The organism is Rhodococcus qingshengii JCM 15477 (assembly GCF_023221595.1).
GTDB lineage: Bacteria > Actinomycetota > Actinomycetes > Mycobacteriales > Mycobacteriaceae > Rhodococcus_F > Rhodococcus_F qingshengii.
This window is the reverse complement of record NZ_CP096563.1, coordinates 1,623,122-1,639,981: the sequence shown is the minus strand read 5'-3', so window position 1 is coordinate 1,639,981 and position 16,860 is coordinate 1,623,122. Positions and strand designations below refer to the sequence as shown.

At 63.9% G+C, this 16,860-nt stretch carries 15 protein-coding genes; 10 read left to right on the top strand and 5 right to left on the bottom strand.

What is annotated here, in order from left to right:
- Positions 1 to 152 precede the first annotated feature (152 nt).
- From groL to M0639_RS07550, 3 genes are all read right to left on the bottom strand, one after another.
- Positions 153 to 1,778 (bottom strand): chaperonin GroEL, encoded by a 1,626-nt coding sequence (groL, locus tag M0639_RS07560; protein ID WP_003941476.1) that lies wholly within the window; start codon positions 1,776 to 1,778, stop codon positions 153 to 155.
- A 273-nt stretch (positions 1,779 to 2,051) separates the two neighbouring features.
- Positions 2,052 to 2,609, bottom strand: a complete 558-nt coding sequence (locus M0639_RS07555) for a DUF6764 family protein (protein WP_019744475.1) — start codon at positions 2,607 to 2,609, stop codon at positions 2,052 to 2,054.
- An 81-nt stretch (positions 2,610 to 2,690) separates the two neighbouring features.
- On the bottom strand, positions 2,691 to 3,476 hold the full coding sequence (locus M0639_RS07550) for an HAD-IIA family hydrolase (RefSeq protein ID WP_003941506.1): 786 nt from the start codon (positions 3,474 to 3,476) through the stop codon (positions 2,691 to 2,693).
- 82 nt (positions 3,477 to 3,558) lie between these two features.
- On the opposite strand from M0639_RS07550, the gene M0639_RS07545 reads away from it, so the two are divergent.
- Positions 3,559 to 4,704, top strand: a complete 1,146-nt coding sequence (locus M0639_RS07545; RefSeq protein ID WP_020906710.1) for a PucR family transcriptional regulator — start codon at positions 3,559 to 3,561, stop codon at positions 4,702 to 4,704.
- 156 nt (positions 4,705 to 4,860) lie between these two features.
- Positions 4,861 to 6,114, top strand: a complete 1,254-nt coding sequence (locus M0639_RS07540) for an NAD(P)/FAD-dependent oxidoreductase (protein WP_021333986.1) — start codon at positions 4,861 to 4,863, stop codon at positions 6,112 to 6,114.
- Here the strand turns inward: M0639_RS07540 and M0639_RS07535 are convergent.
- Positions 6,086 to 7,477, bottom strand: a complete 1,392-nt coding sequence (locus tag M0639_RS07535; RefSeq protein ID WP_064075621.1) for an amino acid permease — start codon at positions 7,475 to 7,477, stop codon at positions 6,086 to 6,088. The genes M0639_RS07540 and M0639_RS07535 overlap by 29 nt on opposite strands.
- 189 nt (positions 7,478 to 7,666) lie before the next feature.
- Between M0639_RS07535 and M0639_RS07530 the strand changes: the two genes are divergently transcribed.
- From M0639_RS07530 to M0639_RS07500, 7 genes are all read left to right on the top strand, one after another.
- Complete coding sequence (locus M0639_RS07530) at positions 7,667 to 8,137, top strand: SRPBCC family protein (RefSeq protein ID WP_003941500.1); 471 nt, start codon at positions 7,667 to 7,669, stop codon at positions 8,135 to 8,137.
- Positions 8,138 to 8,171: 34 nt separating this feature from the next.
- Complete coding sequence (locus M0639_RS07525; RefSeq protein ID WP_007733713.1) at positions 8,172 to 8,624, top strand: hypothetical protein; 453 nt, start codon at positions 8,172 to 8,174, stop codon at positions 8,622 to 8,624.
- Positions 8,614 to 9,633 carry a DNA polymerase III subunit beta family protein gene (locus tag M0639_RS07520; protein WP_064075622.1) on the top strand — a complete coding sequence of 340 codons (1,020 nt, stop codon included), beginning with the start codon at positions 8,614 to 8,616 and terminating at the stop codon, positions 9,631 to 9,633. Before M0639_RS07525 ends, M0639_RS07520 begins: the two co-directional genes overlap by 11 nt.
- A gap of 72 nt (positions 9,634 to 9,705) precedes the next feature.
- Positions 9,706 to 10,419: a phosphatidylserine decarboxylase gene (locus tag M0639_RS07515; RefSeq protein WP_064075623.1), complete on the top strand. Its 714-nt coding sequence runs from the start codon at positions 9,706 to 9,708 to the stop codon at positions 10,417 to 10,419.
- A gap of 59 nt (positions 10,420 to 10,478) precedes the next feature.
- A complete protein-coding gene (locus tag M0639_RS07510; RefSeq protein WP_029254795.1) occupies positions 10,479 to 11,309 on the top strand; it encodes a CDP-alcohol phosphatidyltransferase family protein in 831 nt (276 codons plus the stop codon).
- 21 nt (positions 11,310 to 11,330) lie between these two features.
- Positions 11,331 to 13,508: an AAA family ATPase gene (locus M0639_RS07505; RefSeq protein WP_064075624.1), complete on the top strand. Its 2,178-nt coding sequence runs from the start codon at positions 11,331 to 11,333 to the stop codon at positions 13,506 to 13,508.
- 9 nt (positions 13,509 to 13,517) lie between these two features.
- Positions 13,518 to 15,140 carry an amidohydrolase gene (locus M0639_RS07500; RefSeq protein ID WP_054782292.1) on the top strand — a complete coding sequence of 541 codons (1,623 nt, stop codon included), beginning with the start codon at positions 13,518 to 13,520 and terminating at the stop codon, positions 15,138 to 15,140.
- A gap of 90 nt (positions 15,141 to 15,230) precedes the next feature.
- Here the strand turns inward: M0639_RS07500 and M0639_RS07495 are convergent, their stop codons facing one another.
- Positions 15,231 to 15,383 (bottom strand): hypothetical protein, encoded by a 153-nt coding sequence (locus M0639_RS07495; protein ID WP_054802368.1) that lies wholly within the window; start codon positions 15,381 to 15,383, stop codon positions 15,231 to 15,233.
- A 198-nt stretch (positions 15,384 to 15,581) separates the two neighbouring features.
- Here M0639_RS07495 and M0639_RS07490 point away from each other — a divergent pair, with 198 nt between their 5' ends.
- Complete coding sequence (locus tag M0639_RS07490; RefSeq protein WP_064075625.1) at positions 15,582 to 16,820, top strand: HNH endonuclease signature motif containing protein; 1,239 nt, start codon at positions 15,582 to 15,584, stop codon at positions 16,818 to 16,820.
- Positions 16,821 to 16,860: the final 40 nt, after the last annotated feature.

Sequence of the window (16,860 nt, the reverse complement as noted above, 5' to 3'; positions counted from 1 at the left end):
GCGGGCGTAAACGCACACAGCATCGAGCGCGCAACGGGAAACCGCGATCGCGTCGCAGTAGTGGACAAAAATGCCCGCAAATACCTCCGCACAAGCAAAAGCCCGGCCCACCAAACGGTGGGCCGGGCTCTAGGAGCTAGGTGGAGATGGACTCAGAAGTCCATGCCGCCCATGCCGCCGGTCGGATCGCCTGCAGGCGCTCCGGCCTTCTCGGGCTTGTCAGCGACAACGGCTTCGGTCGTCAGGAACAGAGCCGCGATGGACGCTGCGTTCTGCAGTGCCGAGCGGGTGACCTTGACCGGGTCGTTGATGCCTGCAGCGAGCAGGTCGCCGTACTCGTTGGTCGCAGCGTTGAGGCCGTGACCTGCGGGCAGGTTGGAGACCTTGTCCGCAACAACGCCGGGCTCGAGGCCTGCGTTGAATGCGATCTGCTTGAGCGGAGCGGACAGTGCAACGCGAACGATGTTCGCGCCGGTTGCCTCGTCACCTTCGAGCTTGAGGTCGTCCAGTGCGGGAGCTGCCTGGAGAAGTGCAACGCCACCACCGGCGACGATGCCCTCTTCGACGGCTGCCTTTGCGTTACGCACTGCATCTTCGATGCGGTGCTTGCGCTCCTTGAGCTCGACCTCGGTAGCAGCGCCGGCCTTGATGACTGCAACGCCGCCGGCCAGCTTGGCCAGACGTTCCTGCAGCTTCTCACGGTCGTAATCCGAGTCGCTGTTCTCGATCTCGGCGCGGATCTGGCTGACACGACCGGCGATTGCGTCGGCGTCGCCGGCACCCTCGACGATGGTGGTCTCGTCCTTGGTGATGACGACCTTGCGTGCCTGGCCGAGGAGCTCTAGGCCTGCGGTCTCCAAGGAGAGTCCGACCTCTTCGCTGATGACCTCGCCACCGGTGAGGATGGCGATGTCGGCGAGCTGAGCCTTACGACGGTCACCGAAGCCGGGAGCCTTGACGGCAACAGACTTGAAGGTGCCACGGATCTTGTTGACCACGAGGGTGGAGAGAGCTTCGCCCTCGACGTCCTCGGCGATGATCAGGAGCGGCTTGCCGGACTGGATGACCTTCTCCAGCAGGGGCAGCAGGTCCTTGACCGTGGAGATCTTGGAGCTGACGAGCAGGATGTACGCGTCTTCGAGGACGGCTTCCTGACGCTCTGCATCGGTGGCGAAGTACGCCGAGATGTAGCCCTTGTCGAAGCGCATGCCCTCGGTGAGCTCGAGCTGCAGGCCGAAGGTGTTGGACTCCTCGACCGTGATGACGCCTTCCTTGCCGACCTTGTCCATAGCCTCGGCGATGAGCTCACCGATGGACGGGTCGCCGGCGGAAATACCGGCGGTAGCAGCGATCTGCTCCTTGGTGTCGATCTCCTTGGCGGTCTCGAGCAGGCGAGCTGTGACAGCCTCGACAGCCTTCTCGATGCCGCGCTTGAGGCCGAGCGGGTTCGCGCCGGCTGCGACGTTGCGCAGGCCTTCACGGACCAGAGCCTGTGCGAGAACGGTAGCGGTGGTGGTGCCGTCGCCAGCGACGTCGTCAGTCTTCTTGGCGACCTCCTTGACGAGCTCGGCGCCGATCTTCTCGTACGGGTCGTCGAGTTCGATCTCCTTGGCGATGGAAACACCATCGTTGGTGATCGTGGGGGCGCCCCACTTCTTTTCGAGAACGACGTTGCGACCCTTGGGGCCCAACGTCACCTTGACAGCGTCGGCGAGGGCGTTGAGGCCTCGCTCGAGGCCACGACGTGCCTCTTCGTCGAACGCGATGATCTTTGCCATTGCGAAGTGATCCTCCGGATAGGGGGTGACACACAAGGTGACCGCTCGTCGGGTCACCTCATCGGCACAAGGCGACCGTTTGACCAGTCACCTCATTACACGGGCGACCGATTTGCCTGGTCACCCATCTACGCCTGTGGTCTAGTCAGTGCCCGCGACGGACGACCGGGGGTGTCTATGGTTCCCGGTCTCACTGCCTCGACCTGGCACTCACGGTTCGCGAGTGCCAACTGCATTTTTAGCACTCGAGCGTGCCGAGTGCAAGGTTGAGCCTCAGCCCGCGATGCAGAACTGTCCGTTACTCAAATTGACCGCAAACGAGAGCACTCCGACGCAGTCGACGCCGTTGGCATCGGCCGTAGCGCCCGCTCCGTAACCAGCGATGGCGAAGGTGACGTTGCCGTCAGCCGCCCCGGCCCGCGCGATACCGCCGCCGAGCGCAAATGCCTGCGCCTGACCGTTACCGCGAGAAGCCCCCAGCGCGGTTCCGAAGCCGTTTGCATATGAATTGGAGTAGCCGTTGTCGGCGGCGACGCTCACAGCGGTACCGCTCTCGGCAGCACCGGCCTGCGAACGGCCGGCTCCGACGGACTGCGCGCCGCAGCTCGCGGTCTCGGAGACCTGGATGTCATTGGCCGACGGCGGCGAGACACACGTGACGGGGGCTGCCGAAGCAGCTCCCGCACCGGTCAGCGCCAGCCCGGCGGCGAGCCCCATACCTACAGTCATCACAGCCCCTGTTCTCGCCAGGCGGCCCCCCAACCGACTACTGGAAATTCCGCTGACTCGAGAGGATGAGCGACGGAACCAGACTGACGAGATCAAGGGCATAGAAAACTCCTTCGTGGAACAAGTTCATTGGATTCGGGCGCGAGAGTACCCGCTCGAGTGAAGTCCGTCACCCCCGCCTGGTCAAGCCTCGAGGACGACCCCGAGAAGGGCCGGAAGATCCGCGACCGAATCGATGACATGATCAGGCTTCTGAACCGACAGATCGAGCACTGTTTGCCGAAACTTGCCTGTGCGCACCAGAACTCCGGTCAAGCCGACTCGTTGTGAGGAGAGGACGTCCCCGATCAGGTCGTCGCCGACCATCACAGTCGCCTCAGGTTCGACATGCATCAGCTCCGTGGCTGTCAGGAACCCCGTGAGAGACGGTTTACCCACTGCGGCGATATTTACACCTGCCACTTCCTCGAAGCCCGGCAAGTACGTTCCGGTGTCGATCCGAAGGCCGTCTACGGTCTCCCACATCATCCCGCGGTGCATCGCGACGACGGGCACACCGGCGAGCAGGAGTTCGAGCACTCGGCTCAGCGCCTCGTGAGTGAACTCCGGGCCGGCACCGCCGAGAATCACGACCTCAGGATCGGCGTCGTCGAATTCGATTCCCTCGAGATCGGCAGACACGTCACCGTGATTGAGGACCCACGCCCGCGCGTCCGGATACGTCGCCCGCACGTACTCCCCCGTGAGCCTGGCGGCAGTAACTATCTGGCTCGCCTCGACCTCGATACCGGCGTCGCACAACCCCTGCGCGATGAGCGTCGAACTGCGCGAGGTTGTGTTGGTCAGAAACCCACAGGCCAATCCGCGCCGCCGAACTTCGCGTACTGCTTCCCCTGCTCCCTCGATCGGCTGCCAGGACGTGAGCAGGACTCCGTCGATATCGAACAGAACACCTTCGATGTCGGCCATTGCACCAGCCTATATTCGCCATCGAGGTCCTGCCGAGGCGTCGGAACCCGAAATCCGTCGATCGCTCAGTAGGCTCCCACCCATGGACCTGCGCGACGACGACCTATTCTCCGTTGCCGGTTCTCTGGCCGAATTGCTCGGCGCTCCCGTCACGATCGAGGACGAGAACTCGACTGTCCTCGCGTACTCCGGCGGCGAGCAGGCCGTGGACGAAGCCCGCATCGGCACGATCCTCGGCCGGCAGGTACCCAGCCGATTCCGCCAATTACTCTCCGATGCAGGAGTATTCGATCGTCTCCACCGAGAGAGCGACCCAATCTACGTTGATCTCGAAGACCCTGCGATCACGCCGCGCCTGGTCATCGCAGTTCGCGAGAACGATCACCCCGTCGGCTCGATCTGGGTCGCACTCGCCGGAACACCGACGCCCACACAGGAATCGATACTTCGATCCGCGGTATCTGTCGTGGCCGAGAGAATCGCCTCGGAGCGTGACCGGGTCGACAGCACACGCCGTCGCCAATCCCAGCGCGTCCAAGCTCTGATCGGCGGTGGCGAACCCGCATTCCGCGCCGCAGACGACTTGCGGTTGGCAGGCCCGCTCACCGTCGTCGCCGTCGGAACCGTTGCGGGACCACTGCCGGCGGGGTTGGTCGCGTCCTTGAGCTTGTACCTCGACACTCTGGCCGTCGACGCCGTTGCCGCTCAACTGTCCGAGACCATCTACCTTGTCATCGCGACCGACGAGACCAACGCTCGCCGATTGTCCGCCGACTTCCTCACCCGCGCCCGTGGCCGCGAATTCCTGGCAGTGGCCGTCGGTCGGACAGTGAAGTCTGCAAGCGAATCACATCTTTCGCGCTCGGACACCGACCATGTTCTCGGAGCGCTTCGTCATGGCCGGTCCGGCGGAACCGTCGCGGGAATGAGGGACACGTTGGCCTCCGTTCTCGCCCTGCACGTCGCCGACATCATCGACGGACTCGGCGACTCCACACCACTCGGAAGCCTCGAACGTCACGACTCTCAGCACGGCAGCGATCTGGTCGCGACGGCAAAGGCCTTTCTCGAGCACGGCGGTGACGTGGCGAATTCTTCTGCCGCACTGCATGTTCACCCCAACACGCTCCGCAACCGCCTGCGTCGAGGCAAGGAGATGTGCGGCGTCGACCTGACCGACGCCGACACCCGCTTGATTCTGATGCTGCAGTTCAAACTCGGTCGCTGAGCAGGCGCGGCGGTGCGTTGTGCGAATCCACAACGAGGTAGCTCCGACGATGGCCGAACGGCCAGTCCTTTTGCCGCCCCCGCGATTCATGCTTGAGAGAAGAGCCGGATGTGACCGGCGTCTCGGTTCGAGCAGAGTCTGTAGAAGGAGTGCGTCATGGGAACTCGTCAGAGCCCCGATCGTGTGGTCGTGGTCGGTGCGGGTGTTGTCGGATTGTCGACGGCCTGGTTCTTGCAGGAACGTGGAGTCGAGGTCACCGTCGTCGATCGCGACGGCGTCGCAGCCGACGCGAGCTGGGGCAACGCCGGTTGGCTTGCCCCCGCATTGACGCTTCCGCTGCCCGAACCCGCAGTGCTCCAATACGGCTTGCGCGCGATGCTCAGCCCGTCGTCCCCGGTGTACGTGCCACTGACCACCGATCTGAAGCTGATTCGGTTCCTGGTCGGGTTCGCGCGCCACTGCACGCCGTCGAAGTGGCAGGAAGCGATGTCGGTCTACACCGAGGTCAACCGAACAGCCTTGGGCGCGTACGACGAACTCGCCGACGGTGGCGTCAAAGAGCTGACGCGCCTGGCCGATCCTTTCCTCGCCGCGTTTGCGTCCGAGAAGGACCGACAGACCTTGGTGGACGAGTTCCACCACGTCGAAGCTGCCGGCGGAGAAGTCGACTTCGACCTCCTCGACTACGACGCGATTCATTCGCTCGAGCCTTCACTCGGCCAGGGTGTGAAAGCCGGTTTGCGCCTGCGCAATCAGCGTTTCATCGATCCCCCGTTGTTCGTGAACTCGTTGGCGGACGCGGTTCGTGAACGCGGTGGAGAAATCGTCAGCGGTTTCGACGTCACGCAGATCGACGATCGGGTCGGCGGAGTCACTGTTCGCAGTGCACACGGTGATTCACGCGACGGCGACGCCGTGGTCATCTCGAGCGGTGCCCGCTTGAACAAGCTCGCTGCACCGTTCGGTGTGCGCAAACTGGTGCAGGCCGGACGCGGATACAGCTTCAGTGTCAAGCCTGAGCACCTCCCCAAGAACCCTGTGTATTTCCCCACCCAGCGCGTCGCATGCACTCCGTTGCACGATCGCTTCCGAGTGGCCGGAATGATGGAATTCCGCAGCCCTGACGCGCCGCTGGATCCGCGCCGCGTGCAGGCGATCATCGATGCGGCCAAGCCGATGCTCAGCGGCATCGACTGGACTGCGCGGGAAGAGGAATGGGTGGGATCACGACCGTGCACTACCGACGGCTTGCCGTTGATCGGAGCCACGCGCTCGCCGCGCGTGCACGTCGCCGGTGGTCACGGGATGTGGGGAATCGCTCTGGGTCCGTTGACGGGAAAGATGGTGGCCGACTCGATGACCGGTGCTCAGACGCCGACCGTCATGAGTCACTTCGATCCGCTGCGCTGACAGCCGGTTTCACCCACTTGTAGTACGCGCCCGTCAGCAGAACCAGCCATCCGGCGCCGACGAGCAGCGCAACTCGGGTATCGGCGATGACGCCGAGCAACATGATGACAAAAGCCAGGAACACGATCGCGAAGATCTGACCGTACGGCCACAGCGGCACTGGAAACTTCAGTGCCGCTGTTTCGTCTGCACTCATCTGAGCGCGGGAACGGAACTGCGAGAGCAGGATCATGATCCAGACGAAAATGGTGGCGAAGGTCGCCAGCGAGGCGATGACGAGGAACACCTGGTCCGGGATCAGGTAGTTGAGCACTACTCCCACCAACAGGGCAACGGTCATGATGACAACGGTCATCCACGGAACACCGTTGGCGGAGACTCTCTTCATCACCTGCGGGGCCTGGCCGGCATGCGACATTCCGAACATCATGCGACCCGCACCGAAAACGTCGCTGTTGATGGCTGACAGGGCTGCGGTGATGACGACGATGTTGAGGATCGATGCGGCCGTTCCCAATCCGAGGTTCTCGAAGATCTGGACGAACGGGCTGTTGTCGGAGTTGATGGTCTGCCACGGAATGATCGCCATGATGACGGCGAGGGTGCAGATGTAGAAGAGAATGATGCGCACCGGGACCGTGTTGACGGCTTTCCTGATGGTCTGCGCCGGATCCTCGGCTTCGCCCGCGGTGATACCGATGATCTCGGTGCCACCGAACGCGAACATGACGATCGCGAAACACGCGACGAATCCGCCGAAGCCCGTCGCGAAGAACCCGCCGTCCGACCAGAGGTGGCTGATTCCGGCATCGGTGTCGTGAACGCCGAATCCGAACACGATGATCGCGATGCCGCCGGCGATCATCGCGATGATGGCGGTGATCTTCACGAGCGTGAACCAGAATTCCAGTTCGCCGAACACCTTGACGCTCAACAGGTTTATCGCGCCGATGAAGAAGACGACAGCCAGAACCCAGATCCATCTCGGTACGTCCGGGAACCAGAACTGCATGTACAGGCCGAAGGCGGTGACGTCGGCGAGGCACACGATCACCATCTCGAACGTGTACGTCCACCCGGTCATGAAACCGGCGAGTGGTCCGAGGTGCTTGTTCGCGTACTCGCTGAACGAACCGGAAACCGGGTTACGGACCGCCATCTCGCCGAGCGCTCGCAACACCAGGTAGACCGCGATACCGCCGATCAGGTAGGCCAGGAGCACCGACGGGCCGGCTCGTTTGATGGCCTCGGCGCTGCCGTAGAACAGTCCGGTTCCGATGGCTGATCCGAGGGCGATGAAGCGGATATGGCGCGCTGTCAGCCCTCGCTTGAGGCCATCCTGCGTCGCGGCGTCGCTGTTCACTTCTCGGTACTCCAGTCGGATGGATCGTCATACGTGCGCGAACCATTGTCCGCTACCACCGCGCGTGTTCCCGCACGACCCTGTTGGACGGCCGTACAGTGACCTGACACACATGGTCCATTGACGGATCGCTTACGATCGACAAAAGTGTTTGTAACTTTACGTAGCATCAACTCGACTGGAGAGACTGTGTCCAACACCCTCGAAGCAAGCATCGACATCGACGCATCACCGCAGGACGTGTGGGCAATCGTCGCCGACCTGCAGCGCATGGGCGAATGGAGCCCCCAGTGCAAGGTGATGAAGGTAATCGGCGGGACCGTGCGTGAGGGCGCCAAGACGATCAACGTCAACCGCAAGGGCCTGCTGGTCTGGCCGACGTCGTCGAAGGTCGTTCGCTTCGAGCCCAACAAGTCGGTGGCGTTCCGCATCGCGGAGAACCGCACGATCTGGTCCTACGAACTCGAGCCGACCGCTACCGGCACCAAAGTGACCGAGCGTCGCGAGGCTCCCACCGGAACGTCGAAGGTCTCGCAGTTCCTCGTCAAGACCGTCCTGGGCGGAAACGCCGACTTCGAGGTCGAGCTCGTTGAAGGCATGAATGCCACCTTGAAGCGTGTGAAGAGCGAGGCCGAGGCGGCTGCACGCACCTCTGCTTGACCCTCGACCTGGTCGAGGCATCAGGATCCGTTCCATGGATCCCGTGATGACACAGATAGCGCAGGCACAAGAATTGGCGAGCTCCGGCGATCGAGCCGGGGCTCGCTCTGCGTTCGAGAAGGTGTGGGAAGAGATCAGCGCCGCCCCCGATGCGCTCCACATCGTCTCCCTCGCGCACTACATGGCCGACGTTCAAGACGATCCGGCTCAAGAGCTCTGCTGGGACCTGCGCGCCCTCGACGCTGCAGATTCGTTGACCGACGCGCGAGCCCAGGAACACCACGCATCGCTGCAGGTCGCCGGTTTCTATCCATCGCTGCACCTCAACCTGGCTGCCGACTACCGCAAACTCGGACGCGACGCCGAGGCCGTCGAGCATCTGACGAAGGCCGAGGCGTCGGTCGGCACACTCGCCGACGACGGTTACGGCCGGATGATCAGGGGCGCTATCGAGCGACTGCGGGCAGAATTGATCCGTGACCACTAGTTCCGCCCTCTTGACGATCGGCGAGATGTCCAGGGCGTCGGCGCTCCCGATCAGCGCGCTGCGGTTCTACGACAAGGAAGGCGTGCTCGTCCCGCATTCCGTCGATCCGCACACCGGTTACCGCTGGTACACCGACGACCAACTCCGCGACGCACGCGTGATCGCCGGTATGCGGCGCGTCGGTGTTCCGATCCGCGACATGATGGCCGTCCTGACCGGACCGGAACCCCATTCGTGCCTCGACGCCCATCTGCGCAACCTCGAGGACGGTCTCGCCGACGCCCGGGCCGAACTGGGACGAATCCACCGCCTGATCGACGCGCTACCTATCTCCGGCGGCGTGGACATCGACTCGTGGGATCTACGACGCGCACTCGACGCCGTGCTGTTCGCCGTGAACGAGGAATCGGAGTTCCCGATACTTCGCGGCGTCCACCTCGACATTCACGACGGCGTCGCTGCGTTTGTCACCACTGATCAGTACCGGCTCGCGGTCGCCGAGGTGACAGTTCACTCCGCTCTGACGGTGTCCGCTGTCGTTCCCGTCACCTTCGCGCGATTGTTGCGCGACGTCGCCGGCGTCGTGACGCTGACTTTCTCCGCGCGCACGGTGACTGCGTCGTATCCGGGAGGTGAGGTGTCCAGCCCCCTGATCGAGGACGGAGAGTTCCCCGATCACCGAATCCTGCGCGAGCACCACAACGCCGTCGAACTGAGCGGCGACCACCTTGCCGCCCTGCTCAACGGCACCGAGGACAGTGCCGTCGTCAGCGTCGGCGAAGACGGTGGTGCCCGGGTGGATCCGGGCGGAACGGATCCCCGTGAGAAGTTCCGAGTACTGGTCGACCGGCAGCGACTGCGCGACGCCGCCGCAGCCCAACCGGGGCGGCAACTGGTGATCCGAGTAAGCGGTGCGACGCTCCCGCTGGCGATACGCACCGGCGACTGTGTCGGGTACTACTCGTACTTGATGCCATTACAGCCTGTAGGAGAGAAGGCGTTCACGTAATCTATGGATGTTCTACCACCCCGTACTGTCAGTGCGACCAGCAGAAGACCTACCGAGTAGTTAGAGGAGCCTGTGGCACGCCGACCCACACCCCCCGGAACCCCGCAACCCACCGGGATCGGACATATCGTCGATCTGGTTCGCCATGCGATTCCGCCACTTCATCCCGCCGGCCTGCCGTTCGTGCTGGCCCCGCTGGGAGTTGCAGCTCTGGGCCGCAACCGTAAGTGGGTGCGCCGAGCCGGTCTGACCACCGCCGCCGCATGCGCCACGTTCTTCCGTCACCCGCACCGGGTGCCGCCCAACCGCATCGGCGTCGTCGTCGCACCCGCCGACGGCGAGGTGGCGTTGGTCGACAACGCCGTTCCGCCCGCCGAGCTCAATCTCGGAAGCGAGCCGCGCCCGCGCGTCAGCATCTTCCTGTCGGTTCTCGACGTGCATGTCCAGCGCAGCCCTGTCGGTGGAACGGTCAAAGAGGTCGTTCACCAGGCAGGCAAGTTCCTCTCCGCAGATCTCGCCGACGCCAGCGAGGTCAACGAGCGCAACAGCATGCTGATCGAAACCGCCGATGGTCACGACGTTGCGGTTGTCCAGATCGCGGGACTGCTTGCACGCCGCATCGTCTGCTACGCCGGTGTCGGTGACGTCCTGCCGATCGGCGACACGTACGGACTGATCCGTTTCGGCTCACGCGTCGACACCTATTTCCCCGCCGGAACCACACTCGTGGTCGAGCCGGGACAACGCACGATCGGTGCTGAAACAGTTATCGCGCAACTGCCGTGAAGACGCCGAAGATGAAGTCAGCCGTGAAGAAGCCGGGAGCAGCCCAACCCGGCGCGAAGATGCCCAAACGCACCCAGGCGGTGCGGTTGCTGCCGTCCGTCATCACCATCCTGGCGCTGTGCGCCGGGCTGTCCGCCGTCAAATTCGCTCTCGACGGACAACCCGGTACCTCGCTCGCGATGATCGGCGCCGCTGCCGTCCTCGATTCACTCGACGGCCGCATCGCGCGACTGCTCGACGCCACCAGCAAGATCGGCGCCGAACTCGACTCACTGGCCGACTCCATCTCCTTCGGCGTCGCCCCGGCCCTGGTCCTGTACGTGACCTTGCTGGACGGCACCAGCATCGGCTGGATCATCGCGTTGATCTACGCGGTCAGCATCGTGTTGCGACTCGCACGTTTCAACACCCTGCTCGACGACGACGACGTCCCCGCGTATGCACGTGAGTACTTCGTCGGCGTTCCGGCTCCGGCCGGCGCACTCATCGCCCTCACTCCCCTGGCCGCGACGGCTCAGTGGGGTGACGGCTGGTGGTCTTCGCACTTCGTCGTCATCGTGTGGACGCTCTTCTCGGCTGCACTGATCGTCAGCCGCATCCCGACCCTGGCGATGAAGTCGGTATCCGTGCCGCCGCACATGGCGGCCGGCCTGCTCGTCCTGGTGACGTTGGCTGCAGCCGCACTCATCACCTACCCGTACATCCTGCTGATCGTTCTCATCGCGATCTACCTGGTGCACATCCCGTTTGCCGTGCACTCGAAGCGGTGGGTGGCAGCACGTCCCGAAACCTGGGACATCAAGCCTTCCGAACGCCGCGCGATCCGACGCCAACCCAACGTCGGTGGCCGCCGCTCGGCCGCTCGTCTCGGATTGCGGCGACCCCGCTAGTCCACGACGTACTCTCGAGAGGTGACTTCGCCGGAACTCGCCCTCACCGTTCGACTCAACACCTCTGCCGCCGACCTACGCCGCGGGGTCGTGCGCTTGCACCCCGAAGCGTTGGCGGCGTTGGGCATCCGCGAATGGGATGCCATCGCACTCATGGGAGCCCGCGGCACCGCGACCGTCGCGGGCCGTGCACCCACCGGAACCCCGGCAGGCACGATCCTTCTCGACGACGTCACCATGTCGAACGTCGGCCTGACCGAGAACTCTTCCGTCGTGGTCGGTCCGGTGACGGTGTACGGAGCGCGATCCGTCTCCGTCACCGGCTCGTCCATGGCGACAAATTCGATCAGCTCGACGGTTCTGCGACAAGCTCTTCTGGGCAAGGTCGTCAGCGTCGGCGACACGGTCTCGCTCCTCCCCCGCGATCTCGGTCCGGGTACGAGCACTTCCGAAGCCACCCAAGCGCTTTCCCGTACCTTCGGCGTCGCGTGGACATCCGAACTGCTCACCGTCACGGCCGTCGAACCTGCCGGTGGTCCGGTCAGCGTCCAGCCGAATTCGGCAGTCAACTGGGGTTCCGGCTCGGCGGGCACACTGACACCGAGTGCGCTTGTTTCCAGTCCGGCCGCCGTCGCGATCGAGCCTGCACCGTCGGTTCCGCTGGATCACCTCGTCGGCGCGCAAGCGCAGGCAGCCAAGCTGACCGAGTGGCTCGGCCTGGCACTCGACGAACCAGAACTGCTCCGTACGCTCGGCGCCTCCCCGCACCTCGGCGTCCTCATCACGGGCCCCGCCGGCGTAGGCAAAGCCACGTTGGCCCGCTCGGTCCTGTCCTCGCGCAAACTGGTCGAACTCGACGGCCCGGGAGTCGGTGCCACCGAGGCGAATACCCGCCTGCAGCGAATCGTCGACGCCGTTGCTGCCGTGCGCGGCGGTGGTGTACTGCTGATCAGTGACATCGACGCTCTGCTTCCGGCCACCGCGGAACCGGTGTCCGCACTGATCCTCGAACAACTGCGCAGCGCCGTCGCAACCCCGGGCGTGGCATTCGTCGCGACCTCCGCCCATCCGGAGACCGTCGACGCGCGCCTTCGCGGCCAGGATCTCTGCGATCGAGAACTCGCACTTACCCTGCCGGACGGCGCAACCCGCAAGGCGTTGCTCGAACTCCTGCTCCGCCGCGTGCCCACCGGAACCCTCGAACTCGACGCCATCGCCTCGCGCGCACCCGGATTCGTGGTCGCCGACCTCGCGGCGCTCTGCCGTGAAGCTGCCTTGCGAGCGGCGACGCGGGCGTCCAAATCCGGTGATTCTCCGGAGATCACGCAGGAAGATCTTGTCGGTGCCCTCGAAGTGATTCGGCCACTGTCTCGTTCGAGTACCGAAGAACTGTCGATCGGCAGCGTCACCCTCGACGACGTCGGCGACATGGTCGAAACCAAACAGGCGCTCACCGAGGCGGTGTTGTGGCCGCTGCAGCACCCCGACTCCTTCGCGCGCCTCGGTGTCGACCCACCCCGCGGCGTGCTCCTCTACGGCCCTCCTGGCTGCGGCAAGACGTATCTCGTTCGTGCCCTTGCCAGCTCGGGGCACCTCAGCGTTCATGCCGTGAAAGGCGCAGAGCTGATGGACAAGTGGGTCGGCGCCTCCGAAAAGGCCGTAAGAGAGTTGTTCCAGCGCGCACGCGATTCGGCGCCGTCGTTGATCTTCCTCGACGAAATCGACGCCCTTGCCCCGCGTCGTGGTCAAAGTTCCGACTCCGGGGTGTCGGATCGCGTCGTAGCCGCGTTGCTGACCGAACTCGACGGCGTCGAACCGCTACGCGACGTCGTGGTGTTGGGCGCCACCAATCGACCGGATCTGATCGACCCGGCTCTCTTGCGCCCCGGCAGACTCGAACGTCTCGTATTCGTACCGCCGCCGGATGCGGAGGCCCGCAAAGCGATTCTGCGTGCTTCCGGCAAGTCGGTACCGCTCGCCGAAGATGTCGATTTGGACATTCTGGCCGTCGATCTCGAGGGATACTCGGCAGCAGACTGCTCGGCTCTCCTGCGTGAGGCTGCACTCGCCGCCATGCGTCGGAGCATGGACGCGGCCGACGTGACGGCCGCGGACGTGGCAACCGCCCGTGAGAAGGTACGTCCCTCACTCGATTCCGAGCAGGTGGCACACCTACAGGCGTACGCGGACAACCGATAAGGACTGACCATGGCTGCTGATCTGGTTCTGTACGGCGACATCGTGACCATGCACGAGGAATCACCACGCGCCCAGGCGCTCGCCGTGACGGGCGGCCGGATCACAGCCGTCGGCGCGCGCACGGACGTCGAGAAACTGGTGGGGCCGGATACCCGCGTCGTCGACGTCGGAGGTGCCGCTGTTCTGCCGGGGTTCATCGAACCGCACGGTCACCCCCTGGAAGAAGCCATCGTTCTCGGGCCTGACGTCGTCGACATCCGGCCTGTCACGATCGCCGAGGCGGATGCCGTAGTTGCTGCCGTCGTCGACACTGTTCGTTCGCGAGGTGCTGCCGGCGCTTCTCTGAACGGTTGGGACCCGTTGCTGCAGAAGGGCCTACCCGATCCGACCATCGACTGGCTGGACTCCATAGCGCCGGAGTACCCCCTCGTGATCATGCACAACTCGGGACACGTCGCGTATTTCAACACGGCGGCAGCAGTGCAGGCCGGCATCACCCGCGATACCCCCGATCCGATCGGCGGATCGTACGGCCACGACGCGACGGGCGCACTCGACGGAGCCGCGTACGAAATGCCTGCGGTGTTCGCAGTCGCGGGCCACGCAGTCACTATCGGTGACGACTTCCCCGCACTGGTGGCGGCCGAATGCGCCCGACTGAACGCCGCCGGAATCACCACCATCGCCGAATTGTCGTTCGACCCCAAGATGCGGCCCGCCCTGGCCGCAATAGCCGACGCCGGACTGCTCACCACCCGCCTGCGGCTCTACGAAATGTCCAACGACGCACGCACTACCGAGGCGTCGCCGGGCGACGGAAACGACCTGGTGCGCCAGATCGGCATCAAGGTCTGGTCCGACGGTTCGCCGTGGGTCGGCAACATCGCCACCAGTTTCCCGTATCTCGATACCGAAGCCACCCGTGCGCTCGGGATCGCCTGCACGCACGGGCATGCCAACTACACCGGCGAACAGATCCACGACATCAGTTCCGCTTACTTCGCCAAGGGGTGGCAGATGGCGTGCCACGCCCACGGCGACGACGCGATCACCATGGTTCTCGACGCGTGGGAGCAGCTTCTGAAGGAGCACCCCCGGCCCGATCACCGGTTGCGCCTCGAACATGTCGGCGCGATGCGTCCGGATCAGTTCGCCCGCGCAGCGGAACTGGGCGTCACGGTCAGCATCTTCATCGACCACTTGCACTACTGGGGTGACGTTCTGGTGGATGACCTGTTCGGCCCCGAATACGGATCCGTCTGGGCCGCAGCAGGATCTGCACTCGCGGCCGGGCAACGGTTCACCTTCCACAACGACGGTCCCGTCACCCCCGCCAATCCGCTACGGAATATGCAGGACGCCGTCACCAGACTTTCGCCCAGCGGCCGCGTCGTGGCACCCCAGGAACGGATCCCCGTGGATGCCGCAGTGCGCGCCCACACGGTCAACGCCGCGTGGCAGCTGTTCAGCGAAGATCACATCGGGTCCATCTTTCCCGGTGCCTACGCGGATTTGGTTGTGCTGTCGGCAAATCCCCTCGACGTCGAGCCGGCCGAGCTGGCCGACATCACGGTGCTCGCCACCGTCCTGGAGGGCCGGACGGTGTACGGGGACCTGAGCGCGATCGGCTGATCGGTCGCCGAACGCCGTGGACAAAGGCCGATAACCTTCCCTGCTCGAGTTCCAAGGATTGTTGCGAGAACGGAGACGGCGCAAGTGGTCTCAGGGTTCAGTGCGGATGTCGTCAATGACCTGGGCAATCGCATGTTTCGCCCAGGCCGTGATCTGCTCGTTCGTGTCGCGGTAGTACGGCAAGGCAACCAATGCATTCGACAGAGCCCATGCGCGGCCACGCGTCCAAGTGCCCTCGTCCACGTCAACATGAAGCCGGAATGTATGCCGAGTGCTCGGCGTCAGCAGAGTCCATGCGATGAGGCAGTCGAGATTGCCTGCCGCAAATCGAATGAAGATCCGAAAAGTCCCAGAAATCAGAATTGTCGAAAATTATTGCATAGGAACAGTTTTCGAGATTCAAGTCTTGTGTTCGAAACTTTGTTCGATTAGACTTTGAGCATGGACAGTCGGGAAGCGTGGCAGCTGGATGGTGAGGGCCTCAAGAGTGAGGTTCTGGATCTGGTGCGCGCCCGGCACGAGTTGCAGTCGCGGATGGTGTTGCTGATCGTCGAAATGTTTTCCCGGGACGTTCTCGGCGGGAAGGGTTTTCGGGCGATCGCACAGTGGTTGCACGGGTCGACGAATCTGGAGATCGGCGAATGCAGCCTGCTGGTCGGGTTGGCGCGGTTGCTGATGCTCGAACCCGTGGTGGGCGATGCGTTTCACCGCGGTGACGTGGATGCGTTGAAAGCCCGTCAGGTGGCGTCGTTTTGTCAGCATCCACCGAAGAACATGACGCCGGCGGATGTCGACAAGGCCCGCGGGATCTTGTTGGGGTTGGCGTCGAAGAACATCGTGGATTGCGATGCGGTGCGGGCGGCGATCCGGCGGATCGAGAAGCAGTACGGCAAACGCGAGGACGGCGTTCCGGTGGGTGAGGATTCGGAGCGTAACGAGTTCTACGCCTCGAAAGGCTTGTACGGGCGGGTGACCGTGAAGGGTGATTTGGATGCGGTGAACGGGGCGCGTCTGATCACGTTGTTGTCGAGCCTGTCTGCGCCGATACCGGAGAAGGACGGCGTGAAGGACACCCGTACTCCGGCGCTGCGGCGTGCGGACGGGTTCTGCGAACTACTGCGGCGGTACGAGCGGGCGGGGTTGGGTCCGATCGAAGGCGGGGTGAAACCGCACATCACGGTCACCGCGTCCGCGAAAGACATGACGGATCTGCAGGCTTTGAAAGACCTCCTGCCGTCGACGGAGGAACTCGGGTTTGCGTGGGCGGATTGGGTGGGTCCGATCAGTATCGATACCGCGCGGATGTTGGCGTGCGACTGCACCGTGACGCGGATTTTGTTGGATGAGAATGGTGTTCCGCTCGACTGCGGTAAGGAAGCGAGAACAGCGACGGTGCCGCAGAGGCGGGCGTTGGCGGTTCGTGATGGTGGGTGTGCGTTTCCGGGGTGCGGAACGCCGTCGGGGTGGTGCGATGCTCATCATATTGTTCACTGGAACGATGGTGGCCCAACAGATCTCGACAATCTGATCTTGTTGTGCGGTCATCACCACCGGACACTGCACCACACCGAATGGCGGGTGGAGATCGGGCCGGATCGCAAAACGGTGTTCTACCCGCCGATGTCTGTTGATCCGTATCAGCAGCCGATCGGCGGGAACGGCCCACCGACAGCAGCCTGAAGTGAAACAACTCGAGACGCGAGCACCGGGGCACGATCAT

What these genes read in the sequence shown, in the direction of transcription:
- M0639_RS07500 (WP_054782292.1), top strand. Translation starts at nt 13,518, where the DNA reads ATGGCTGCTGATCTGGTTCTGTACGGCGACATCGTGACCATGCACGAG.
- M0639_RS07555 (WP_019744475.1), bottom strand. Translation starts at nt 2,609, where the DNA reads ATGCCCTTGATCTCGTCAGTCTGGTTCCGTCGCTCATCCTCTCGAGTC.
- M0639_RS07540 (WP_021333986.1), top strand. Translation starts at nt 4,861, where the DNA reads ATGGGAACTCGTCAGAGCCCCGATCGTGTGGTCGTGGTCGGTGCGGGT.
- groL (WP_003941476.1), bottom strand. Translation starts at nt 1,778, where the DNA reads ATGGCAAAGATCATCGCGTTCGACGAAGAGGCACGTCGTGGCCTCGAG.
- M0639_RS07510 (WP_029254795.1), top strand. Translation starts at nt 10,479, where the DNA reads ATGCCCAAACGCACCCAGGCGGTGCGGTTGCTGCCGTCCGTCATCACC.
- M0639_RS07545 (WP_020906710.1), top strand. Translation starts at nt 3,559, where the DNA reads ATGGACCTGCGCGACGACGACCTATTCTCCGTTGCCGGTTCTCTGGCC.
- M0639_RS07490 (WP_064075625.1), top strand. Translation starts at nt 15,582, where the DNA reads ATGGACAGTCGGGAAGCGTGGCAGCTGGATGGTGAGGGCCTCAAGAGT.
- M0639_RS07525 (WP_007733713.1), top strand. Translation starts at nt 8,172, where the DNA reads ATGGATCCCGTGATGACACAGATAGCGCAGGCACAAGAATTGGCGAGC.
- M0639_RS07550 (WP_003941506.1), bottom strand. Translation starts at nt 3,476, where the DNA reads ATGGCCGACATCGAAGGTGTTCTGTTCGATATCGACGGAGTCCTGCTC.